The 23,515-nt window shown below is 71.9% G+C and carries 18 protein-coding genes and 1 pseudogene; 6 read left to right on the forward strand and 13 right to left on the reverse strand.

All coding sequences use genetic code 11. From position 1 onward, the window contains the following. Positions 1–36: 36 nt before the first annotated feature. From ACFWU6_RS11025 to chvE, 5 genes are all read right to left on the reverse strand, one after another. Positions 37–1,797, reverse strand: coding sequence for a glycoside hydrolase family 6 protein (locus ACFWU6_RS11025; RefSeq protein WP_383980473.1), 1,761 nt, complete (start codon positions 1,795–1,797; stop codon positions 37–39). Beyond that, positions 1,794–3,350 carry a cellulase family glycosylhydrolase gene (locus tag ACFWU6_RS11030; protein ID WP_383980475.1) on the reverse strand — a complete coding sequence of 519 codons (1,557 nt, stop codon included), beginning with the start codon at positions 3,348–3,350 and terminating at the stop codon, positions 1,794–1,796. Before ACFWU6_RS11030 ends, ACFWU6_RS11025 begins: the two co-directional genes overlap by 4 nt. 344 nt (positions 3,351–3,694) lie before the next feature. Next, positions 3,695–4,945, reverse strand: a complete 1,251-nt coding sequence (mmsB, locus tag ACFWU6_RS11035; protein ID WP_383801081.1) for a multiple monosaccharide ABC transporter permease — start codon at positions 4,943–4,945, stop codon at positions 3,695–3,697. A 3-nt stretch (positions 4,946–4,948) separates the two neighbouring features. Further along, entirely contained in the window at positions 4,949–6,496 is a 1,548-nt protein-coding gene (mmsA, locus tag ACFWU6_RS11040; protein ID WP_383980477.1) for a multiple monosaccharide ABC transporter ATP-binding protein, read from the reverse strand. 106 nt (positions 6,497–6,602) lie between these two features. Beyond that, positions 6,603–7,700 carry a multiple monosaccharide ABC transporter substrate-binding protein gene (gene chvE / locus ACFWU6_RS11045; RefSeq protein ID WP_383801086.1) on the reverse strand — a complete coding sequence of 366 codons (1,098 nt, stop codon included), beginning with the start codon at positions 7,698–7,700 and terminating at the stop codon, positions 6,603–6,605. Positions 7,701–8,186: 486 nt separating this feature from the next. On the opposite strand from chvE, the gene ACFWU6_RS11050 reads away from it, so the two are divergent. Further along, positions 8,187–8,501 (forward strand): hypothetical protein, encoded by a 315-nt coding sequence (locus tag ACFWU6_RS11050; protein ID WP_383801088.1) that lies wholly within the window; start codon positions 8,187–8,189, stop codon positions 8,499–8,501. Positions 8,502–8,799: 298 nt separating this feature from the next. Here the strand turns inward: ACFWU6_RS11050 and ACFWU6_RS11055 are convergent, their stop codons facing one another. From ACFWU6_RS11055 to ACFWU6_RS11070, 4 genes are all read right to left on the reverse strand, one after another. Further along, positions 8,800–9,204, reverse strand: a complete 405-nt coding sequence (locus ACFWU6_RS11055; protein WP_383980479.1) for an SgcJ/EcaC family oxidoreductase — start codon at positions 9,202–9,204, stop codon at positions 8,800–8,802. A gap of 167 nt (positions 9,205–9,371) precedes the next feature. Next, positions 9,372–9,776, reverse strand: a complete 405-nt coding sequence (locus ACFWU6_RS11060; RefSeq protein WP_383980481.1) for an FKBP-type peptidyl-prolyl cis-trans isomerase — start codon at positions 9,774–9,776, stop codon at positions 9,372–9,374. 432 nt (positions 9,777–10,208) lie between these two features. Next, on the reverse strand, positions 10,209–11,219 hold the full coding sequence (locus tag ACFWU6_RS11065) for a TauD/TfdA family dioxygenase (RefSeq protein ID WP_383801094.1): 1,011 nt from the start codon (positions 11,217–11,219) through the stop codon (positions 10,209–10,211). Between the two features lie 41 nt (positions 11,220–11,260). Further along, positions 11,261–12,736: an aldehyde dehydrogenase family protein gene (locus ACFWU6_RS11070; protein ID WP_383980483.1), complete on the reverse strand. Its 1,476-nt coding sequence runs from the start codon at positions 12,734–12,736 to the stop codon at positions 11,261–11,263. Between the two features lie 616 nt (positions 12,737–13,352). On the opposite strand from ACFWU6_RS11070, the gene ACFWU6_RS11075 reads away from it, so the two are divergent. Next, on the forward strand, positions 13,353–13,541 hold the full coding sequence (locus ACFWU6_RS11075) for a hypothetical protein (RefSeq protein WP_383801100.1): 189 nt from the start codon (positions 13,353–13,355) through the stop codon (positions 13,539–13,541). Between the two features lie 740 nt (positions 13,542–14,281). On the opposite strand, the gene ACFWU6_RS11080 is transcribed toward ACFWU6_RS11075, so the two are convergent. The 3 genes and pseudogenes from ACFWU6_RS11080 to ACFWU6_RS11090 all read right to left on the reverse strand — a co-directional run bounded on the left by ACFWU6_RS11080 (position 14,282) and on the right by ACFWU6_RS11090 (position 17,822). Further along, on the reverse strand, positions 14,282–16,351 hold the full coding sequence (locus ACFWU6_RS11080) for a pectinesterase family protein (protein ID WP_383980499.1): 2,070 nt from the start codon (positions 16,349–16,351) through the stop codon (positions 14,282–14,284). 204 nt (positions 16,352–16,555) lie between these two features. Next, a pseudogene (locus tag ACFWU6_RS11085) lies at positions 16,556–16,747 on the reverse strand (tyrosine-type recombinase/integrase); the annotation flags it as partial. A 289-nt stretch (positions 16,748–17,036) separates the two neighbouring features. Next, positions 17,037–17,822 carry a hypothetical protein gene (locus tag ACFWU6_RS11090; protein ID WP_383980485.1) on the reverse strand — a complete coding sequence of 262 codons (786 nt, stop codon included), beginning with the start codon at positions 17,820–17,822 and terminating at the stop codon, positions 17,037–17,039. 135 nt (positions 17,823–17,957) lie between these two features. Between ACFWU6_RS11090 and ACFWU6_RS11095 the strand changes: the two genes are divergently transcribed. Continuing rightward, positions 17,958–18,872, forward strand: a complete 915-nt coding sequence (locus tag ACFWU6_RS11095; protein ID WP_383801104.1) for an oxygenase MpaB family protein — start codon at positions 17,958–17,960, stop codon at positions 18,870–18,872. 50 nt (positions 18,873–18,922) lie between these two features. On the opposite strand, the gene ACFWU6_RS11100 is transcribed toward ACFWU6_RS11095, so the two are convergent. After that, positions 18,923–19,522: a class I SAM-dependent methyltransferase gene (locus ACFWU6_RS11100; protein WP_383980487.1), complete on the reverse strand. Its 600-nt coding sequence runs from the start codon at positions 19,520–19,522 to the stop codon at positions 18,923–18,925. 168 nt (positions 19,523–19,690) lie between these two features. Between ACFWU6_RS11100 and ACFWU6_RS11105 the strand changes: the two genes are divergently transcribed. The 3 genes from ACFWU6_RS11105 to ACFWU6_RS11115 form a co-directional block, all read left to right on the forward strand. Further along, positions 19,691–20,470 (forward strand): MHYT domain-containing protein, encoded by a 780-nt coding sequence (locus ACFWU6_RS11105; RefSeq protein ID WP_383801110.1) that lies wholly within the window; start codon positions 19,691–19,693, stop codon positions 20,468–20,470. Between the two features lie 220 nt (positions 20,471–20,690). Next, the gene (locus tag ACFWU6_RS11110; RefSeq protein WP_383980489.1) at positions 20,691–23,276 is read left to right on the forward strand and encodes a nitrate- and nitrite sensing domain-containing protein; all 2,586 of its coding nucleotides are present in this window, start codon (positions 20,691–20,693) and stop codon (positions 23,274–23,276) included. Further along, positions 23,273–23,515: roadblock/LC7 domain-containing protein (locus tag ACFWU6_RS11115; RefSeq protein ID WP_383980491.1), on the forward strand; the 243-nt coding region annotated here is incomplete at its 3' end. The genes ACFWU6_RS11110 and ACFWU6_RS11115, both read left to right, overlap by 4 nt.

A 23,515-nucleotide genomic window follows, 5' to 3' on the forward strand; every position in this document is an offset into this window, starting at 1 on the left:
TGCCGACGGCCGCGCGTCACCTGCCTGCGGCGCCGATCAGCGCAGCGGCGGGTGGGCGTTGCGCATCAGCTCCTGGAACTGGGCGGAGAACCACCGGCCCGACACGGGCGCCCCCGGCAGGGCCCCCGACGGGTTGAACCCGTTGCGCGGATTGCCCCCGTACGTCGGGTCGCACATCCGGTCGAATCCCTTGCCCTCGTCGTTGGGGATCTGCGTGCTGGAGCCGTCGGACTCGCCGGGCGGCTTCATCCAGACGTACGCGTCGATCCCCGCGGCGGGGTGCGCCGTCGGACGCTCGCCGAGTCCCGCCCCGGACTGGTTGCACCAGTTTCCGATGTGGATGCGGCGGTCGAAGCGCCCCCCGTCGACGTACGGGTCCACGCCCGCCGCGGAGCCGGGGCCGCTGGGCCGGGCGGCGCCGCCCCAGCCGTTGCGGGAGGTGTCGATGAGCATGCCGATCCCCGGGTCGAAGCCGACGGAGACGAGCTTGGCGCGGAAGGCCTGCGCGAAGGAGAGCTCGTCCACGTAGCGGTTCCAGTCCACCCACTTCGACTCGCGGACGGACTTGCCCGCGACCGAGTCGCCGATCGAGAAGTGCTCCTCCTTCAGGGCGCTGTAGTTGGCGGTGTTGGTGATGAACCCGTGCACGGAGGCGACGGTGCCGCCCTCGGCCGTGGCGGCCTGCTTGAACAGGTCGGCCGAGGGGCCGAAGTTGTCGTCCCAGCCGATCCACCCGTGGTGCCCCGCGTCGACGTAGTTGTAGACGTTGGGGACGGCCCCGAGCTTCTTCAGGGCGTACCCGACGCCCTTCAGGTAGTTGCCGTTGGCCTTCATGGTGTCGCACTGCGGGGTGGCGGTCGGCCGGCTGCCGGTGTTGGTGACGAGATTGGGCAGGGAGTCGATCTCGACCGTGGTGACGATGCGCAGGCCGGCGTACCGGGGGTCGCCCAGGATCGCCGCGATCGGGTCGATGTACCGCGTCTTGTACGCCTCGATCTCGTCCGCCTTCAGCTCGCCGTTGGAGGCGAGGGCCGCGCAGTCGCGGCCGGGGAGGTTGTAGATGACGAGCTGGACGACCAGCTCGCCCGAGCCCTTCTGCCGCAGCGCCTCGTCGAGGTGCGCGCGCAGCCCCCTGCTGCTCGACGTGCCGGCGATGGCGGCGATCCGGTCCAGCCACACGCCGGTCGGCTGGCCGGAGATCCTGGTGCCGCCGGGCTCGGACGCGGCCTTCGCGGACCACTCGGGGTTCACGTAGACCGACGCACCCCGGTACGGGTTGTCTACACGGGTCCCGGGAGGGTCGGTGGGCCCGGGCGGGTCGGTCGGGCCGGGCGGGTCCGTCGGTCCGGGCGGGTCCGTGGGTCCGGGCCCGCCGCAGGTGACGCCGTTCAGCGTGAAGGCGGCCGGGAGGGCGTTGGCACCGCTGAACGAGGCGTTGAATCCGAACGAGGCGGAGGCGCCGGTGCCGAGCGACCCGTTGTAGGCGAGGTTCTTGGCGGTGACGCCGGTGCCGCTCTGCGTCAGCCCGGCGTTCCACCCCTGGGTGACCTGCTGGTTTCCGGCGAAGGACCACTGGAGCTGCCAGCTCTGGACGGCCGGGCCGGTGTTCGTGACGGTGACCGCGGCGGTGAAGCCGGAACCCCACTGGTTCTGGACGGTGTAGTCGACCGCGCAGCCCGCGGCGGCCCGTCCGGTGCTCGCGGTGGACACGGCGGTCGCGGTGCCGGTGGCCGCGGCGACGAGGGCCGCGGCCGCGAGTAAGGCGGTACGGGGACGGAGTGGAGTCGTGGAGGTCATGGTGTGTCCTTTCCATCGCGTGCGGGAAGGGCGCGCAGGTGGTCGCGCAGCCCGATGCCGAAGGCCGTGGGGACGCCTTCGTAGGAGCTGATCAGTGCGGGCCCGGCGGCGCAGTCCCACGTGTTCCAGGTCCAGCCGAGATAGGACAGCCCCCGGCCGTCGAACCACCGCATCACCCGGTCGACGAAGGCGTGAGCGCAGGTGTTCTCACCGATCTCGCCGGCCACGATCGGCAGTTCGGCCGCGAGCGGGCCGAGCACCGAGTCCCAGCAGGCCTCGTCGGCACAGGCGTTGAAGTTGTAGACGTGCCAGGCCGCGGCGAGATTGCCGGCCGGGTCGTGCGGTCGGTGCGCCCGCCACTGGCTGAGGTCGTTGGCGTACGCGATTCCGGCCGCCAGGACCAGGTTCCGCGCGCCGGTGGCCCGTACCGCGTCGACGAGGTCTTGCATGCCCGCCACCTCGTAGCCGATGCCGGGACAGCTGCCGCCGTCCCGCCAGCAGCTCCAGGCCTGGGCGGGGGTGCCGCCGGCCCGGTCCGGATAGGGCTCGTTGAACAGGTCGAGGACGACGGCGGGGTCGTCCTTGAAGGTGTTCGCGACCGAGGTCCAGAAGGCCGGCGCGTAGCGGGCGTCCGGCATGGGCTTCTGGCAGCTGGCGTGGATGTCCGCGCAGCCCGCGCTGTTGCCGGTGTACTGGCCCCAGGACCAGTGCAGTTCGACGACGGGGGTCATGCCGTGGTCCTCGATGCGCCGCACCAGGGCGGTCACCGCGTCACGGTAGCGGGCTCCGGCGTACTCGGGCCTGATGTTGTCCAGGCCGAGCCAGCACTCCTCGTTGAGGGGGATGCGGACCGCGTTGACGTTCCAGTCCGCGATGGCCGCGATGGCGCGGTCGTCCACGGGACCGTCGAAGATCCCGTGGCCCTGGACGCACATGAACTCGCCGCCGGAGCGGTTGACTCCGGTCAACCGTCGGGTGGCTCCGGAGGCGTCGACCAGTTTGTTATCGCTCACACGGAGGACGGGCGGATCTTCCACCGGTGTCGGTGTCGGGGTCGGTGTCGGGGTCGGTGTCGGGGTCGGTGTCGGGGTGGGGGTGGGCGTGGGCGTCGGCGTCGGTGGCTCGGACGGGCCGCCGGGCCCGGTGGCGCAGGTGTTGCCGTTGAGCGCGAACGCCGTGGGGGCCGGATCGCCCGCCGACCTGGAGGCCAGGAAGCCGAGGGTGACGCTCGATCCGGTGCCGAGCGCGCCGTTCCACGTCTCGTGGGCAGCCGCGGCGGTATGCGCGTTCTGGGACCACTTCGCGTTCCAGCCCTGGCTGACGCGCTGTGTGCCGGGAAGGTCGAAGGTAAGCGTCCAACCGGTGAGCGGGGCACCCTTGTTGGTGAGGGTGACCGCACCCTGGAAGCCCTGGTCCCAGCTGTGGGCGACGGAGTACTCGACGACGCAGACGGGTGCGGCCGCGGCCGCCGGCAGGTGGGGGAGGGGCGAGGCGCTCACCGTGGCGAGGGCCGCGCCCGCGAGTAACGCGGAAACGTGCGGGGGGTGTCGCATGAGCGACTCCTTGCAGCTCAGACGCCTTCGTGCTGCGGCGTCAACTGTCGGAATCGCTCCCACTGGTAAGGCTGGACCATAGCGCGCGGTCCGGCCGGCGGCCAGAGCCGTGCACGGCTTCGTCACGGCGGGCCCCCGATTTCTCGCGGGCTCGCGCATCTTGACCTCCTGCTCGGCCCGGGAGCATGGTGGGAGCGCTCCCACTGGTGCGTGACCCCGTTTTTCCGTCCCACGGACCCCTTCGTTCCCCCCGAGGAGGTGTGAGTTCCCGTGCCCTGGCACGGGCGGGCACGACGGTTCGCCCCGGCCCGGGCCCGGGGGCGAACCGTCGTCGCGCGGCGACCTCAGGAGCCGGCCCTGCGCTTGTTCCACACGTCGAAGCCGACCGCCGCCAAGAGCACGAGCCCCTTGATGACCTGCTGGTAGTCGGTGCCGATGCCGACCAGTGACATGCCGTTGTTCAGTACGCCCAGTACGAGGCCGCCGATGATCGCGCCGAGTACCGTGCCGACACCGCCGGAGGCCGAGGCGCCGCCGATGAAGGCCGCCGCGATCGCCTCCAGCTCGAAGTTGATGCCCGCCTGCGGCGTACCCGCGTTGAGGCGGGCCGCGAAGACCAGCCCGGCCAGGGCCGCCAGGACGCCCATGTTGACGAAGGCGAGGAAGACGATGCGCTTGCTCTTGACCCCGGACAGCCTGGCGGCGGGCTCGTTGCCCCCGATGGCGTACGTGTGGCGGCCCAGGATGGAATTGCGCATCACGTAGCCGAAGGCGACCAGGAGCACCCCGAGGATGAGCAGCACGATCGGGAAGCCGTGGTAGCTCGCGAGCAGCAGGGTGAAGACCGTCACCGCGCCGGTGATCGCGGCCAGCTTGGCGAGGAAGAAGCCCATCGGCAGCAGTCGCAGCCCGTAGGAGGCGGCCTGGCGGCGACCTCGGACCTCCTGTACGACCGCCAGCGCGAGCACGCCGAAGCCGAGCAGCAGAGTGAGGTTGTGGTAGTTCGTGTGCGGTCCGGCCTCCGGCAGGAAGCCGCTGCTGATCTGGCGGAAGCCCTGCGGGAAGGGGGCCACCGACTGGCCCTGGAGCAGGATCTGCGTCCCGCCCCGGAAGAGCAGCATCCCCGCGAGGGTCACTATGAACGACGGGATGCCCACGTAGGCGATCCAGAAGCCCTGCCATGCTCCGGCCGCGGCTCCGATGAGGAGCGCGGCGCCCGACGCCACCGGCCAGGGGATGTCGTGGTGCACCATCATCACCGCGGCCGCGGCGCCCACGAAGGCCGCCAGGGACCCCACCGACAGATCGATGTGGCCGGCGATGATGACGATCATCATCCCGATGGCCAGGATGAGGATGTAGCCGTTCTGCTGGATCAGGTTGGTGACGTTGAGCGGTTTGAGCAGTGTTCCGTCGGTCCAGATCTGGAACAGCACGATGATCAGCGCCAGGGCGACCAGCATGCCGTACTGCCTGATGTTGCCGCGCAGAAGGTGGACGAGGAGGGCGCGCGGACCCTCCGGCGCACCGGTGCGCTTGTCCCCGGCGGGGGCGGTGCCCCCGCCGTCGAGGGCGGGGTTCTGGATCTGGGTCATGCGTCACACCTGCTCGTTCTGGGTTGCCGCGCCCACGGTCATGAGGCGCATGAGGGATTCCTGGGTCGCGTCCGCCCGGGGCGTCTCACCGGTGATGCGCCCCTCGGCCATGGTGTAGATGCGGTCGCACAGGCCGAGCAGCTCCGGCAGCTCGGAGGAGATGAGCAGGACGGCCTTGCCCCGGGCCGCGAGCTCGGCGATCACCGCGTAGATCTCGGCCTTCGCCCCGATGTCGATGCCCCGGGTGGGCTCGTCGAGGATGAGCACCTCGGGGTCGGAGAAGATCCACTTGCTGAGGACGACCTTCTGCTGGTTCCCGCCGCTGAGCTTTCCGGTCTCCGCGAACACCGACGGCGCCTTGATGTTCATGGTCCTGCGGTACCCCTCCGCGACGCGGGTCTCCTCGTGCCGATTTACCCAGCCCCGGCGGGAGACCTTGCCGAGCGCGCTCAGCGAGATGTTGCGGCGGATGTCCTGCGCGAGGTCGAGCCCGAGGTGCTTGCGGTCCTCGGTCACGTAGGCGAGGCCGTGGGAGATCGCCTCGGGGACCGTGCGCGTACGGATCTCCTTGCCGTCGAGCAGGACCCGGCCGCTGGTGCGGCGTCCGTAGGACCGTCCGAAGACGCTCATCGCCAGCTCGGTGCGGCCCGCGCCCATCAGGCCGGCCATGCCGACGATCTCACCGCGCCGGACCGTGATCGACGCGGCGTCGACCACCGTGCGGTGCACGTCGATCGGGTGCAGGACGGTCCAGTCCTCGACGGCCAGCGCGACCTCCCCGATGTCCGGGGTGCGCTCGGGGTAGCGGTGCTCCAGGTCCCGGCCGACCATCCCGCGGATGATGCGGTCCTCGGACATCCCCTCGGCGCCGACCGAGACGGTCTCGATGGTCCGGCCGTCGCGCAGGATGGTGACGGTGTCGGCGACGCGGGCGACCTCGTTGAGCTTGTGCGAGATGACGATGCAGGCGATGCCCTGGGCCTTGAGTTCGAGGATGAGGTCGAGCAGTGTGCGGCTGTCCTCGTCGTTGAGTGCGGCCGTCGGCTCGTCCAGGATCAGCAGCTTGACCTCCTTCGCGAGCGCCTTGGCGATCTCCACGAGCTGCTGCTTGCCCACGCCGATGTCCGCGACGCGGGTCTGCGGGTGGTCCGGCAGGCCCACGCGCTCCAGCAGGGCCCGGGCGTGGGTGAGCGTCCGGTGCCAGTTGATGAAGCCACCCGAGGCGTGCTCGTTGCCGAGGAAGATGTTCTCCGCGATGGACAAGTAGGGTATGAGCGCCAGTTCCTGATGGATAATCACGATGCCGCGGCGCTCGCTGGCCCGGATGTCCGCGAAGGTGCACGGTTCGCCCTCGAAACGGATCTCGCCGTCGTAGGAACCGTGCGGATGTACGCCGCTGAGCACCTTCATCAGGGTGGACTTGCCGGCCCCGTTCTCGCCGCAGACGGCGTGCACCTCGCCGGCGGCGACGGTCAGATTGACGTCCGAGAGCGCTGTGACGCCGGAGAAGGACTTGCTGATCGAACGCATCTCGAGGACGGGTCCGGCCATGGTGGTGAGTCCGTTCGACTGGGGTGGTGCGGCGGGCCGGTCGGGGCGGCGCCGCACCACCGGCTCGTGGGCCCGGTGGCGGACCTGGTGGCGGGCCTGGCAGCGGCTAGTTCAGCTGGTCGGCGGTGTACTGCCCGGAGTCGACGAGCACCTTCCGGTAGTTGTCCCTGTCGACGCTGACGGGCTGCAGCAGGTAGGAGGGCACGACCTTCACCCCGTTGTCGTACTGCTCGGTGTCGTTGACCTCGGGGCGGCCGCCGGTCAGCAGGGCGTCGCCCATCTGCACGGTCACCTTCGCGAGCTCGCGGGTGTCCTTGTACACGGTCTGGGTCTGTTCGCCGGCGATGATGGACTTCACGGAGGCGAGCTCGGCGTCCTGGCCGGTGACGACGGGCAGCGGCTTGCCCGCGCCGCCGTAGCCGACTCCTTTGAGGGAGGACACGACGCCGATCGAGATGCCGTCGTAGGGCGAGAGCACCGCGTCGACGGTGGCGGCGGAGTACGCCTTGCTGAGCAGGTTGTCCATCCGGGACTGGGCGAGGCCGCCGTCCCAGCGCAGGGTGGCCGCCTGGGCGAATTCGGTCTGGCCGCTCTTGACCACGAGCTTCTTGGCGTCGATGTGGGGCCGCAGGACGCTCATGGCGCCCTGGTAGAAGAAGGCGGCGTTGTTGTCGTCCGGCGAGCCGGCGAAGAGCTCGATGTTGAAGGGGCCCTTGCCGTCCGGGAGACCGAGCCGGTCGGTGATGTACGTGGCCTGCAGGACGCCGACCTTGTAGTTGTCGAAGGTGGCGTAGTAGTCGACGTCCCCGGTGCCGCGGATCAAGCGGTCGTAGGAGATGACCGGGATCTTCGCGTCGGCGGCCTTCCGGAGTACGTCGCTGAGCGAAGAGCCGTCGATCGGGGCGATCACCAGAAGCCTGGCACCCTTGGTGATCATGTTCTCGACCTGGGCGACCTGGTTCTCGACGACGTTGTCGCCGAACTGGAGATCCGTCTTGTAGCCCTTGGCCTGGAACTGCTTGACCATGTTGGCGCCGTCGTTGATCCACCGCTCGGAGGACTTGGTCGGCATGGCGATCCCGACCAGGCCCCCCTTGGCGTCACCCGCGTCCGCTTCGCCCCCGACGCCGTTCGCGCTCTGGCCGCAGGCCGCCAATGTCAGGCCGAGGGCCGCCGCAACGACCCCTGTCCGGATTCTTCGCACGTTTCCTCCAGTGGTACGCCGCGACTCGGCGTGACGAGGGGGCCCGGCCCGGCGCGGCCCGGGTGTTCCCGGTCGGCGGCGTGGGCGTGGCGCCGGCCGCCGGTGTGTCCTGCCCTGCCGCACTGCTCTGGCCTGGCGTGACAAGAGTGTTAACGCTCACAACAACGCCGTCAAGACCCCCGGGATCACCTTTGCGCCCCCTCCACGAATCCCGGAACACCGGAGCCGACCCGCCAGCACCCCACGGTGTGTTCGTCCTTCGCGTCCTGACTCTTGAGCTCGTCATCGCCGCAGGGGGCTTCGAGCGCGCCGGGTTCTCGCCGGAATCCCGTTGCCCGTACACGGGGGCAACGATCGCTTCCGCGGTCGAACGGGGCAGAGGGGGGCGGACGGGGCCGGACGGGAGCCTCGGTCAGGCTGCCAGGGGAAGACCTTGCGGTAGCGGGCGGCGATCTCGCCCTCGGGTGAGACGGCGAGCGCGGTGTTGTGGATGTGCCCGTCCTCGGCTCGCTCGTAGAGGCTGCCCGCTTTCCGCCGCAGGCCGGTCTCCGCGGCGAGCGCGACAGTGCGCTGACGGAACGCCAGATCCCCGTGCACGCGGGAATCCTGGTCCTGGGCCAGGCGCAGGGCCATTTCGTCCTGCAGGCTCCGCCCCGCCTGCTGGCCGCAAGCTTCGTGGCCATGGAGGACGGCTACCAGATGGAGGTCCTGGCCGGCCGCCGCACCCGAGGCGAGGTCATCGCAGCCCTGTGGGCCTACGCCCGAGCCGTCACGGGCCGCGAGCTGGCCGAGCACTCCTGACGACGGCCGGACGGCAATGGCCGTGCCGCGACTCACTGCGGGGTCGGGGCATCCGGCGGACCATCCCGGAGAAGGCAGACTGCCGGGCCGTCCGCCCGCGCAAAGGCTCACGCGGCGGACGGCCGCCCGGCTCCGACGAGGAACGGGTCCAAGGAGCGCGACACCGTCGAACGGGCTGTCCGTCGGTTGGAGCAGCGCCGGGCGCTGCCACCCGCTACGGCAAGCGCCGTCATGTCGACCTCGGCACCGCCGCTGCGGCAGCGCTCACGATCCGGCTCCGACATGATCGACAGGAGGGCTAGCCGGCGACGACCCCCGTGTTCTGGCAGGCGGTCAGCAGCCAGCGGCCGTCGGCTTGCTTCGAGACCACGTACAACGGGGCGCCCTCGCTCTCCGCGCCCGGGGCCGTGTAACGCTGACGGACCTTGACCGCCGCGACGTCGGGGCGGATGAAGAGCACATGGACCACCTCGTAGGTGACCTTGCCGTCCCAGCTCGCCGTGGGGAGAACCTTGCGGGTGAACTCCGAGATCGCGTCGAGGCCGATGAGGACCTTGCCGTGGGCCGTCGTCCAGATCGCGTCCGGGTGGAAGAGGCCGAGGAACTCCTCCGGGTCCTTGTTTACTTGGGAGTGCTCAACGGTGGCGACGAGCTGGTTGATCGCTTCGATGTCTGCCGCGTGGGATGTGGATTCCGTGGTCATGTGGATCACCGTCACACCTCAAGGGTGATTGAGGTCAAGCGTGTGATCGCATGCCGATGTGAGGATGGCCGGACGATTGGGGCAGTCTCGGCACTGTCTGCCCGAGGAATTCGAGCCCGGGAAGACGAGCTGGGCGCGGGGCGTGTGCATGATCGGCCGGATGCGTCCTAGGTGTGGCTCCACCCGGCGGTGCTGGAATACGAGTCGAGCAGGTCCACCACGAAGACCAGGGTCGAGCCCGCCGGGATCAACGCCGAGGGCGACTGATTGCCGTATCCGAGACGCGGGGGCACGATGATCTCGCGCCGACCGCCGACCTTCATCCCCCTCACCCCCCGGTCCCAGCCCTTGATGACCCTGCCGCTGCCAAGGGCGAACTTGAACGGCTGGCCCCGATCCCAGGAGGCGTCGAACTCCTTACCGGACTCGAAGGTCACCCCGACGTAGTGGACCCTGACCACCATGCCCGGCTTCACCTCAACCCCGTCCCCGACGATCAGGTCCCGGATGGTCAGCTCGGTAGGAGCGTCACCCTGGGGAACGTCGACCTCGGGCTTCGTCAGTTCACTCATTGCAGCCTCATCACTCTCCGTCGAAGGCCCGGTACGGACCGGCCGCACCCGTGGACACCCGCGCGGCAGCTGGTCACGCTACCGAGAATGTCGACCCCCGGAGCACACCGCATCCGGGCTACCAGTTCACGTCGAGGCGTCGAGGCGTCGCGGACCGCGGAGGGTGGCGTTGAGGGGCCGGTTCTCTGGGCTGGTGGCTTCCGGAGTGGTGAGGGTGAAGCTGGGGAGGGCATCGGCGAGGGCGGTGAGTGCGTCGTGGGCTGCGGAGGCAAGCAGGAGCAGGAGACGGGATCCGGCGGGGACGGGTGTGTCCCCGGTGTGGGTGTCGCGGGTGGTGGCGCGCAGCCGGCTGGTCAGCGGGGGGTCGTGGCGCAGGGTTTCCTCGCTGGCTCGCTGGCTCGCTGGCTCGCTGGCTCGCTGGCTCGCTGGCGGTCAGCGGGCGAGTATGTGGCCGTCGTCGGGGCGGTGGTCGCGGGAGCGGCGCAGGTCGGTGGTGACGTAGGTGCGTTGCAGCCAGCGGTCTGCGCCGTCGTAGCGGGGGTGGAAGGCGGTGCGGCCGTGGACGGTGACGCGGTTGTCGATGACGACCAGGTCGCCGGAAGTCAGCCGCAGGGTGCGGGCCGTCGCCTCGCAGGCGCGGCCGAATTCGGCCAGCGCCGCAGCGGCCCGAGGAGTGAGCGGGGTGGTGACGAGTTGGGCCATGCGGATGTCGGGATCCTCGGCTGCTCCCGACAACACCGGCCGGGGCTCGACATCGGACCCGCTCGCGGCGGCGTCGGGGCCGAAGGAGGGCGGTGGTGTGGTGATGAACTCCGGTGCGAACAGGGCCTCGCGGCTGACCGGGGTGAGGAGCGGCAGCGCCTCACGGATACCGGCGACGCGCATGCCGGCGACCCGGTCGTGGTCGGCGCGCAGGCACAGGAAGGCCACGTAGTCGGGCGGGTGGGGGTGGAAGCCGTTCTCGGTGTGGAAGGACAGCGGCACCGATCCGGCGTTTCCGTGGAAGCTCTCCTGGCCGGGCACGGGTACGACGTCCTGCACGAGGGCGCCGGACTTCTCGGCCAGGTAGGCGAGGGGCTCGCCGAGCCCGCAGGCCACCATGGTGAGCACCGCGGCCGAGATGGTGGCCTGGCGCTGGACCGAACCGGGTACGGCCGGTGTCGCGGGCAGGGCCGCCTGGCCGACGGGCAGGCCGCCGATCACCAAGGTGCCGTGCGGGCCGGAGTGCCTTCGGAACCGGCGCACCCCACGACGCAGCGGAAGTGGAAGGTCCTCCCAGGCGTCCCGGGCCCGGGCCACCCACTCGAGGTTGTCGACCTGGTCGCGCTCGCCGGTGCACAGGCTGCGGGCCAGTTGCTCGCAGGCGCCGGTATCGGCCGGGGCAAGTGCCCAGTCGGCGGCGACGGCAGAGCGTGGGGTGGGGCCGGGCGTCGTGTCGGGCATCAGGGTCTCCTGCCGGCGGTGTGGGCGGCGGACGCTCGGACTCACGAGTGGCGCAGGCCGGCCACGGCGTCGGCGATGTAGTGGTCCCCGAATCGGATCAGGGAGGCGTACTGGGCCGCGCGGCGATGCCGCATGAGCCGTAGCTCGGCGACGGCGTTGTCGGGGCCTTCGGGCTTCTGAGCGATGGAACGACGCAGATGCACCATCGAGTACGCGAGGGTGACGTGCCGTTCACCGTCCACGATGTCGGCTTCCAGGAGCGCGCCCCGCGCCTCGGCCAGCTCCGGAGCGCGGGCCGCCAACTGCTCGTAGGAGTCGGGAACCACGGACAGCAGCTCCTTCATCGCCGCCCGGAACAGCTTGTATCCGCGATGCTGTCGCCCGCTCAACGGGATGTCCACCGACGGAGGCGCCATGGTGTGGCGTATCGCCGCCATGTAGTAATCGGCCGGGATCGTGCTGGCGTGGGTCATGGCGGCCGGGAAACCACGTACGTACGCGGTCGCATCTGCCAGCCGCAGCAGCGCGGCATCGCCGGCCCCGTCCCGTAAGTGGCGGGTGGCGTCGGCCACGGCGACCGCGGCGCAGACGTTGAACAGGACATGGACCTGGTGGCCGATGAGCCACCGAGCACTCCACACACTCTCCAACGGCGCCCCCGCGCCAGGCTCGGGGACGGCCACCGGCGGTACGTCGTCGGGGTCGGCGTCCGCCGCCGCGCCGGTGAGGTCGAGCACGGACTGTCGCATCCCGGCCACTTCCAGGGCGAGGTCGGCACCCGACAGGGGAGCGTCACACAGGTCCTCCAGTCCGCGGTGAATGACCAGCGCGCCGTGCAGAGCAGCCTGTTGATCTGACAGCTCCCCCTCGCGGACCCGGAAGTAGGACTGACTGGTCGACTCCGCCGGCAGTTCCTCACCGGCCACGGCCGGAGCCAGCGCCGCCAGCGCGGCCACCAACTCGCCGGCAACCTCAGTAGCCCGCCGCAGAGCGAACGTCCGCTCGACAGGTCTGGCATGGGTCGCCACCCCGGCCAGCACGCGCGCAATCCGCCTCGCCCCGGCATCGACCCGGGGGCCCAGCCCCGGGACGGGCCGCCCGCCTCGGGGCTCACGAAAAACGGCGACAGCAGGATGATCGGCAATCGGTGATAAGCCCATGGTTGAAGTACTTCGCCAAGAACACTCGATCCGAAACCCCGATCCGCTCTCGGCGACCGCGAGGGCCTCAAGGTTCCGCTCCATCCGGTCCGCGATGCGCAGCAGGACGCCGGACCGGACGGCGGCGGAGGTACGCCCCCAGGCCGGCGCCGCCGCGTGGGCCGCGTCCAAGGCCGCCTCCACGTCCTCGGCGGTCCCGCGCGCGACCTCCGTGAAGGGTTCGCCGGTTACGGGGGAGGGGTGGGCGGAGTACCGTCCGCGGACGGGCCCGACGTACTCGCCGCCGATGAAGTGGCCGTAGCGGGACGCGTACGACATGGGCGCCCCCTCGGTTCCGGGCGCAGCGTAACGGGCCATGACGTCCTCCCCTGACGGGCGCCGGCCACCGTCGGACGCCGCACGGCAGGAGGCTGGGCGCGCACGGGTTGCGGATACGTTGCGCACCTGCCGCGGCCCCGCTCCAGCCCCGCGTCCGCCCGCCGCGCCCCGAGTTCGAGGTCCAGGGCGCGTACGCGGGTCGGCGCGGCCGGCCTGCGCTCGTCGGACAGCGCGGCTGCCAGGGCCCGCCGCGCCTGCGCGTCGTCCGCACCCCACGGGCTGCACACCCGGTCCGTCAGCAGCCCGGCGTCGGCACGGGCGGTAAGGGGGCCGGCCCGGCCCGCGGCCCCCCGCCCGGGTGCTCGGTCCGGGTCACGCGTCCGTCCCGGGGCCCGGCCCGCCGGGGGGGCATGGACGGTCCCGACGACGGCGCGGGCGGTGAGGGTACGGACGAACCCGCGCGGCCGTGCGCCCGCGCCCCGCCGGCGGACAGGGCCCGGCCGGCCTCCCCGAGCACCACCGCGGGCGTCCGGCGGCCGGGGCGGGCCGTGGCCCGGCTCACTTCGCGGAAGCGCCCGGCGCTCCGCCGGGGAACGCACGGCCCCGGCGCCGCGTTGTGAGGGTAGTGGTCGACGGCAGAAGGAGGTGTCCGCAGATGTCCACGAGCGGAAAAGTGGCGGTTGCCGGAGTCGTGGCAGCCATCGTGCTGTTCTGGGCGGTCGGGTTCTGGGCGGGTCTGCTGGTCCTGATCGGTGTTCCCGCGGCCGCTTACCTGTTGCTGGACTCGTCCCAGCGCCGCCGACTGCGGGGCATGTCCCGCAGGCGCAAGCAGCTCGGCCGCTGAGGGCCGGGAGCGGCTGCGGCACGCAGTCGGACGCCCGGCGGGCGTCTCCCTGCGGTCGGGGCTCATGGCCCCGGCCGCCACGAGTCGCCGGCCTGTCCTCCCCGCGCGTCCCGACGGCCGGACCCGTCCGCAGGACGTGCGACGGAACGGTCCGCGGCCCGGGTCCCGGCCGGCCGGACGCGTGCGCACGGCCGACCCGCGCCCACCGTGCAGACCGCGCGGAGGCTGCGCGCCTTCTCTGCACCAACGGCACGAGTCGAATGCGCGAACCGGCTCTCAACATTGCTCGGCCTCCTGCGTCACGGCCTCTCAACTGGCGGAAGCAGGTTGTGCCACGACCTGGCGGCGTAAGCACTTGCCGAAGGATCGACGTCCGTACTGGCCAGCAGCCTCCCCGACGGGTGGATTGGTGTGCGACAACGTTGCGCAGGGCGGTGCCCGGTGGCTGGCACCGATGGAGGCAGGGGCAGGAAGTGGCGCGGTCTCCATCCCCGCCGAGGAGCGACCTGATGGGGAGGGAGACCGCCGTGGTGATCGGGTGCAAGCTGCTGATCGACGGCTGGCTCTTGCTGGTCTCGATCTGCGTGATCAGATTCGTGGACACCCGATCTCCCCCGCGAGCCCGCGCAGGCTCATCCCCTGTGCCGTGAGCGCCCGCCGGACGTGTGTGCCGACGGTAAACACCACCACACGCGGGGCGTCACCCGAAGGGGCCCGCGGGGAGCGCCGGATCTTGGGTCTCAGGAGGCGCTGGGTGTCCAGTTGCCCAGCCAGTCGGCGATCTCCTGGCCGCCGGCCTGGGCGTCGGTCAGCTGTGGGCGGTCGCCGCTTGCGCTGCCGGCGCCGGGCCCTGTGTTCTTGTACTCGGCGAACCGGTCCTTCTTCCAGGAGAAGCCGCCCATGTCGCTCCACGGGGTGGTGGTCTTGATGGCGCTGGGGAGGTAGGTGTTGCGCACGGTGGCCTGCGGGCGGAGGCCGGCGTCACCACCCCCGTGCCAGTTGCGGCCGAGGTAGAAACTCCCGTCGGACACGTCACCGTTCACGGTCGAGTTGATGACCAGGAAGCCCTTGCGGTCCGGCGGGGTGCCAGGCGCGAGGATGTAACCGCCCGAGGCGCCGTTCCAGCGCTTCTTCAAGGTGATCACGGACTTGTCCACCACAGCGGTCGCGCGGCCGTAAATGAAGTCGACGCTGCCGACGATGTAGGAGTTGGTGACGTAGACGCGGCTGAGCTTGTCCTTGCCGGCGAAGTCCATCAGCAACGTGTCCTGGTCGCCGTTGAGGATGAGACTGTCGAGAACGACCTTGTCGGCGGCGGTGCGCAGGGCCAGCGCCTGCTGTCCCCCCTTGCCCTGATTCGCGTCCTCGTCGAAGTCGTTGGTGATGGTGAGGTTGCGGGCCTGGAACTCGTCGGCCAGCGCTATGACTGCGGCACAGTCGGTGCCGTAGTCGCCCGAACCGTCGGGCTTGGGGGTGCCCGTGGATGCGTTGGAGATGATGACGGTGTCGTGGCGGCTGGCGCCCGAACCCTGGATGGTGACGAACGGCTTGTTCGCCGGGACCTTGACATGCTCGCGATAGGTGCCGGGGGCGACCATGATGACGACCCGTGAGGTGTTGTCGGCCGGGACGGCGTTCACCGCGGCCTGCACGGTGGTGTACCGGGCGGAGCCGTCCTTGGCCACGGTGAGGGTGGCTGCGGCGCCTGCCCCCGCGGAGGTGCCGGCCGGCTTACCGATCATGGTCTGGGGCCCGGAACCGGACTTCACGCGTGCAGGCACGTCGGCAGCCGCGTCGAGGGTGTACCTGTAGTACTTCTTCGGATCGAACGCCTCGCCTCCGTGCTCGTTGCGGCCGGTGGTGCCGACGAAGACGTTGCCGCGTTGGACGAGGGCGGCGGTGTCGTCCTTGATGACGGGGTTCCTGAACCCTTCGAAGTAGCTGTTCTCCAGCACCATCTTGGTTCTACCCCGGGCGTAGTTGCCGTAGGACGAGGTGATGGCCGTGCCCGGATCGTCCTGGAGGTAGTTGTTGTAGAGGTGCGCGTGCGCGACGTTGTCGGCGGACGGATTGCGCTGCTCGGTCTCGTGGAACCAGTTGTGGTGGATCGTGATGTCGGCGGTGGTATTGGGCGTCCAGCCGATGCCGAACGCCTTGTTGTGGGTCCGCAGCCGGTTCCAGGACACCGTCAGGTACGTCGTGTCCTTACGGCTGTCGATCAGGCCGTCCGCCATGTGGCTCAGATCGTTGTGGTCGATCCACACATGGTGGGCGCCATCCATCTGGATCGCGTCGAAGTCGTCAACCTTGTCGCTCCAGCGGTCCTGATAGGAGTCGCGGATCGTCAGATTGCGGATGATGACGTTGTGCACGCCCTGGCCGAGGAAGAACCCACCGCCGACGATGTGGCCCGAGGTCCCCGCGCCGACGATCGTCTTGTCCGAGGCGACCTTGATCTCCTTGCCCTTGGGGTTCATGGTGATCTCCGCCGCCACGACGATGACGTACGGCTTGGTCGCGGTTGCGTACTTCTCCAGGTCGGCGAGGTTCTTCACGGTGACGGTCTCGCCGTCCCGTCCGCCGTACGTGCCCCTCTGACCCATCGCGGTCACGGAGGCGAACCCATCGGCGACGTCGCTCGCCAAGGTCACCGCCTTCGCCGCCGACGCCCTCGGCTGGGCGTCCTTGCCGAACAACCCTGCCGCTCCGCCGTACGCCATACCGGCCGCGAGGACCACCGCTGTGGGAATCCCCACCGTCATGTGGAGCCGGCGCCTGCGGTGCCGCGCCTTGTGCTGGATCGTTTCCATCGTCTTGCCCGCCTTGGTGACCGAACTCGAAATCATTGCCTCGGCTGGTTGCCACTGCGGGCGGAAAGGTTGCCGTCGGTTGCGCATCGGTCGGGGAATGCCACTGCTCGGGTGCTGGTGGCGGTGAGAGTGGTTCGAGCTGCTGCCACATACTCGGGACCGCCAGACCGGCTGACCGTCCTCGGGGAGGCCAGCCTCCTCCAGGTAGGCCGCGAGGTAGGCCAGGCCAGTCGGAGAGACGGGGATCGGCTGCCGTTCCCGGCTTCCCTTCGAGATCACCCAGAGCTGGCCCTTTTGCCAGTCAATGTCACTCAACAGCAGTCCCAGCAGTTCGCTGGCCCGGGCCCCGGAATCGACGTAACAGGACAGCAGAGCCCGATCCCGAGTGCACAGCATCCGGCCGAACAACTCCTCCCACTGCGGGTCAGGAATCGCCCGCGGCTGGCGGGCCGGCACCGTCGGACGCAGCCTCCCTCGCCGGAATCGGACCGGGGCCGCGATCGGCGAGCGATGAGCCAAGGCCGCGCGACGAGCCCAGCTGACCGGCACCGGGTTGAGTACCGGACCGCGGCCGAAGTGAATGCTCTTGAACAGCACTTGCCGAGCCGAGTTGATCGTCACGTTGGTGCAGTCAACTGACCAGGCCGTGCATCAGGCACCCGGCCCGCGCGTCAGGCGCCGCGCGTCACGCGGGGCGTGCCGCTACGCGGTCCAGCGCCTCCAGCAGGCCCGGCAGCTCCGGCAGGTCCGGTCCCTCGCGGGGAACGGCCAGCACCTCGCCCGGCTCCTCGTCCAGCAGCACGAAGGCCGAGCCCCCGGTCCGGGCCACCAGGGACCAGCCGGCCCCGTCCGCCCGCAGCGTCCGGGCGCCCTCGCCCGCGAAGGAGGAGCGCACCCGGCCGGGCGGCGGCGGGTTCCGCGCATACCCCGCGGCCTGCTCCAGCGCACGGGCCAGTCCCGGATGCGCGGCCGCCGCCGCGCCCCCGTCCGTCGCCACGCGCTCGTGCCAGTCCGCCCACTCCCGTGCGATCTGGTCCGCTCCCATCCGGCGCTGCACCGGCCCCCACCCCTCGGCCGAGGGCGGCGCCAGGGGGACCCGCCCCGTGCCGTCGGCGCCCTGCTCCGGATCGTGCGGCTCCGGGATGCCCGAAGCGGCCACCGACAGCTCCAGCGGCCAGCCCGCCAGCGAGGCCACGATCGTCCGCTCGTCCGGGGACAGGTCGTACTCCATCCCGCAGTCCCAGGAAGCGATGGCGGCGGCCACGAGCGCGACGTCGTCCACGACGACCGTCCAGCGGGCCCCCTCCTCGTCCTGGCCGAGCACCAGCCCGTATCCGGACCGGGACGGCGCCACGCCCAGCTGGGAGCAGGCCTCGGGGAAGTCGTCACCCAGGACGCTGGGGAACTGCGTGGGGGTCAGCAGCACGGCGGTCAGCACGTACAGCGAGCCGCCACCCTCGTCGTCGGACACGTGGCCTCCCGGTAGCTCTCTCGTCGGCGCACCCTAACCAGCCGGTAACCCGCCCGTCGAGAGCCTGCGGGTGACGATTTCCAAGGCCGCCGCCCACCCGTAGAGTTGGACACCTGCCAACGGAAGGGACATCCGGTGCAGCGTTACGACCGGCTGAGGGAGATCCTCCGGCTCGACCCCGATCGGGACTTCCTCGCCATCTACCGGCTCACCGCCACCTACGAGTTCCCCTGGGACTTCACCCGTGCCCTCGAGCTCGCGCTCTTCCGCACCTACGCGGTCCCCGCCATCGGCCGCCTGCTGGCCGAGACGGCCGAGTTCACCGACCGCGCCCAACGCCGCTACGACGACACCGCCCTGCTCCTCGACGCGGTCCTGGAGCACGGCTTCGAGAGCGACACCGGGCGCACCGCGATCCGCCGCGTCAACCAGATGCACCGCAGCTACGACATCTGCGACGAGGACATGCGCTACGTGCTGTGCACCTTCGTGGTGATCCCGGCGCGCTGGCTGGACGCGTACGGCTGGCGCGCGCTGACCCACCACGAGCGCCGGGCCTGCGCGAACTACTACGCCACCCTCGGCCGCCACATGGGCATCAAGGAGGTCCCCGCCTCCTTCGAGGAGTTCGAGACCGCCCTGGACGCCTATGAGGAGGCCCACTTCGGCTGGGACGAGGGCGGCCGAAAGGTCGCCGACTCCACCCTGGCCCTGATGGCCTCCTGGTACCCGGCGCCCCTCGCCCCCGCCGTGCGCGGCGCGAGCCTCGCGCTCCTGGACGACGCGCTGCTCGACGCCTTCCGCTACGAGCGCCCCGGCGCGCGCGTGCGGCAGCTGGTCCGCGGTGCGCTGCGGCTGCGCGGCCGCGCGGTCCGGCTGCTGCCGCCGCGCCGCACCCCGCACTACGCCCGGCAGAACCCGGAGATCAAGAGCCGTTCCGGCGGCTACGACGTGGGCGGGCTCGGCACCTTCCCCGTGCCCGGCTCGGGCGGCTGCCCCGTGCCGCACCCCCGCCGGTCCGCGGAAGCCGAGGCCCAGCCCCCGGCGTGATCCCGGTGCCCGCGCGGGTCCCGGGTGCGGGGCCGACGTGAGGGACCGTGTCATCCGCGCCGTACGGCCAGCGCCAGGAAGCGGGCGTCCTCGTCGGCGTACGAGGCCATGTCCCAGCCCGAACCGGCCAGCAGCGGGCGGAGGTTGGCCTCGGCCCGCAGGTCCTGCGCGGTGAGCTCGCGGCCGTGGCGCGCCGCGAGGGCCGCCCGTCCGATCGGGTGGAAGAGCGCCAGACCACCGCCGGGGCGGACCACGCGGGCCAGCTCGCGCAGGTTCGCTCCCGGGTCGGGGAGGTGGGCGATCAGCCCGGCGGCGAACACCGCGTCCAGCACCCCGTCGCGCAGCGGCAGCCTGGCCACGTCCGCGAGCAGCAGGGCGCCCTCGGCGGCCCGCCCCGCGCGCTGCGCGGCAGCCAGCATCCGGGGGGTCAGGTCCGCGCCGAGCACCGTCCCGGTGGGGCCGACGGCCGTCCGCAGCGCGGGCAGTGCCCGACCGGTCCCGCAGCCCGCGTCGAGGACGCGGTCGCCGGGCCGCAGTCCGAACTCGGCCACGGCGGCGGCGAAGGCGGGCCCGTCCTGCGGGAACTTGCGGTCCCAGTCGGCGGCGCGCGCCCCGAAGAACTCCTGCACGTGCGTGTGGTCTTCGCTCATACGCCCATGATCCCCCACAGGCGCCGAGGCATCCGTCTGCGCACCGTGCGCAAGGTGGTACGCGGCGTGATCGAAGGAGAACGTATCTCTGTCATATCTCAGCAGTTCCAGCGGCTTTCGAAATGCGCCCCCTGTTCACGCCCTCACCCGGACTAGCGTCCCGTGGCCATGGGACACCTGGACCACGCCGCCTACGGCTGGCTGACACCCGCGCTGTCATATGTGATGGCATCCATCGGCGCCGCCCTCGGCCTGCGCTGCACCGTCCGCGCGCTCGCCGCGACCGGCACCTCCCGCCGCAACTGGCTCCTCACCGCGGCCTCGGCCATCGGCACCGGCATCTGGACGATGCACTTCGTCGCGATGCTGGGCTTCGAAGCCACCGGTACCGAGATCCACTACGACGTGCCGCTGACCCTCCTCAGCCTCCTGGTCGCCGTACTGGTCGTCGGCGCCGGCGTGTTCGCCGTCGGCTACGGAAAGGACCGCCGCCGGGCGCTCTTCCTGGGCGGCCTCACGACCGGCCTCGGCGTCGCCAGCATGCACTACCTGGGCATGGCGGCCCTGCGCCTGCACGGCGAGGTCGCCTACGAGCCGCTGACCGTCGCGCTCTCCGTCGCCATCGCCGTGATCGCGGCGACCGCGGCGCTGTGGGCGGCGCTCAACATCACCTCGCCGGCGGCCGTCGCCGTCGCCTCCCTCGTCATGGGAGCCGCGGTCAGCAGTATGCACTACACCGGGATGACGGCCGTCGCCGTCACGGTCAGCCCCTCGGCCGCGGCCCTGCCCGGTGCCACCGCGATGCAGCTCGTCTTCCCCCTCGCGGTCGGGCTCGGCTCCTACCTCTTCATCACCGCCGCCTTCATCGCCCTCTCCCCGACCGCCGAGGAGCGCGCGGCCTCGGCCTCCGCGCAGCACCTGGGGGAGCGCACCGCGGCCGCGCACTGAGCGCCGCTCCGGCGCCGCCGCGGGGGCCCGACCGCGCCCTCACCGGTCCACACGCCGTCCCGCGCAGGCTTCCCGTCCGCTGCCCCCGTCCGCGGCCCGCCCCGCGCGGTCCCCCCTCGCGCCGCTCCCGGTGCGCGCCCCCGCCCCGCGCGCCGCGGCACACCCGCGCCGCACGACCCGTACCACCGCGCCCTTAGGCACGTCCCGGAACGAGGAGCCCATGCGCACACCCCGCAGAAGACCGGAAGCAGCGGCGCCGCGGCTGCCCGCGCCACCGGCGCGCGGCCGCCGGGCGCACGCCGGACCCCCGGCCGACGAAGCGGGGGCGCGCGCAGCCTCCCCGCGCGGCGGGCCCGGCGCCACGGCCGCACAGCCCCACGGGCCCCGGCTGCGGCTGCGCCCCCGTACCGTCCGCGCGAAGATCGTCTCCTTGTTGATGGTCCCGGTCGTCTCCCTCCTCGCGCTCTGGGCCTTCGCCACCGTCAGCACCGCCCAGGACGTCGCCGGCCTCAGCCGCGTCCAACGCGTCGACGCCGAGATACGCACCCCCCTCGCGGCCGCGATCACCGAGCTCCAGGCCGAGCGCCGCACGGCCGTCCGCCTGCTCGCCGAGCCGGGCACGGACCAGGGCGCCGCCCTCGAGGAGCAGTCCCGCCGTACCGAGGACACCGTACGGAGGCTGCGGCTCGGCGACCGGCACACCGTCGCCGACTCCGGCGCCCACCGCGCCGATGTCGTGTCCCGCCTGGGCGAGTTCGTCTCCGCCGCCGAGGCCCTGGGGACGCCCCGCAAGGAGATCGCCGACCGGCGTGCCGCCCCCGAGGCCGCTTACGCCGCCTACACCCGCGTCATCGACTCCGCGCTGGCCGTGGGCGGCGCCCTGACCGGCGGGGACCGGGCAGAACTGGGCCCCGACGCCCGGGTCCTGCTCGAATTCGCCCGCGCCGCGGAGATGCTCTCCCGGGAGGACGCCCTCCTCGCCCTGCCGGGCCGGCGCACCGCCGAAACGCTTCGGCAGCTGACCGGCGCCGTCGAGACCCGCCGCGCGCTCACCGCCGGCGCGGCCCGCGACCTCCCCGCGGCCCAGCAGGCCTCCTGGCGGTCCGTCGCCGAGAGCGCCGTCCACGCCGACCTTCTCGGCGCCGAGGACCGGGCGCTGGCCGCCGCCGGTGGTACGGCCGGCGAGGCGCAGGGGGCTCCCGCCGGGTGGGAGGCCGCCCACGCGGGCGTCGCCGCCTCCATGCGGGAGATCGACCGGGCCGCACGGGCCGCCGCCGCGGACCGGGCCGACCCGTTCGCGGAAGGGGCGCTCAGTGCGTCCGGGGCCGCCGTACTGCTGGGCCTCGCCGCCGTCGCGGCCTCGCTCCTCATCTCCGTCCGCATCGGCCGCACCCTCGTCGTGGAGCTGGTGTCGCTGCGCAACTCCGCCCTGGAGATCGCCCATCGCAAACTGCCGGACGCCATGGACCGGTTGCGCGCCGGGCAGGCGATCGACGTCGCCGCGGAGACGCCGCAGGGGCTTCCGGCGGACGACGAGATCACCCAGGTCGGGGCCTCCCTCACCACCGTCCACCGGGCAGCCCTCAGCGCGGCCGTCGAGCGGGCGGAGCTGGCCGACGGGGTCTCCGGGGTGTTCGTCAACCTCGCCCGCCGCAGCCAGGTCCTCGTGCACAAGCAGCTCACCCTGCTGGACTCGATGGAACGGCGCGCCGACGACCCGAACGAACTCGGCGACCTCTTCCGCCTCGACCACCTCACCACCCGGATGCGTCGCCACGCCGAGAGCCTGATCATCCTGTCGGGAGCCGCCCCGGGCCGGGCCTGGCGGAACCCGGTCCCCCTCACGAACGTCGTCCGGGCCGCCGTCTCCGAGATCGAGGACTATCCGCGCATCGAGGTCCGCCGGCTCGCGGAGGCCGCCGTCATCGGGGGCGCCGTCGCCGACCTCACGCACCTGCTCGCCGAACTGATCGAGAACGCCGCCCAGTTCTCCCCGCCGCACACCAAGGTCCGGGTCAGCGGCGAACCGGTCGGCGCCGGCTACGTCCTGGAGGTCGAGGACCGTGGCCTTGGCATGGGCCGCGCATCCCTGGCCGACGCCAACCGGCGCATCGAACAGTCCGAGGCGCTCGACCTCTTCGACAGCGACCGGCTGGGCCTCTTCGTGGTCAGCCGCCTCTCGGCCCGCCACGGAATCCGCGTGCACCTGCGCACCTCGCCGTACGGAGGCACCACCGCGGTGGTGCTCCTGCCGAACTCCCTGCTCCAGGCGGCGATCACGGCGGGCGCCCCGGCCCCGGCCCGGGCCGCCCCGGCGGGGCCCGCGGCCGCGGAGCCGGATCGGCCGCCCGCCGCGGCCGCCGTACGGGAGGAGGGGCCGGCCCCGGTGGCGCCGCTCCGGCCCCGTCCCCCCGGGGGCGCGCAGGCGCGGACCCCCGGCGGCGCGGAGGCCCGTACGCCCGACGGCACTGAGGCCCGTACCTCCGGCGGTGCCGAGGCTCGTACCCCCGGCGGCGCGGAGGCCCGTACTCCGGTGTCCGCGGCGGGCGGGCCGGCCCCCGCACGCGGGGTCCCGGGAGCCTCGGTGACGGAACTGCCGCGCCGAGTGCGTCAGGCCAGCCTCGTCCCGCAGCTGCGCGAGGCGCCCGCCCCCGAGGAGCGGCCCGTCACCCGCGGGCCCGAGGGTTCGCCGCCGGGCCGCAGCCCGGAACAGGCCCGGGACCGGATGGCGGCCTACCGGGACGGCTGGGTCCGCGGGTCCCGGGAGAACACCCCCCACGCAGCCGGCGAAGGAGAAGAACGATGATCGAACAACAGAGGACCGGCCTCCAGGGCGCCCGCGGCCCGGGCGAACTGGACTGGCTCCTGGACGACCTGGTGGTCCGGGTCCGCGAGGTCCGGCACGCCGTGGTGCTGTCCAACGACGGGCTGGCCGTGGGCGCCTCCCGCGCCCAGAACCCCGAGGACGCCGAGCCCCAGGCCGCCGGGGGCTCCGGCGTCCCCAGCCTGGCCAAGGGCGCGGGCCGGCACATACACGCCCGTGGC

This window comes from Streptomyces sp. NPDC058674 (genome assembly GCF_042716505.1).
Classification (GTDB): domain Bacteria; phylum Actinomycetota; class Actinomycetes; order Streptomycetales; family Streptomycetaceae; genus Streptomyces.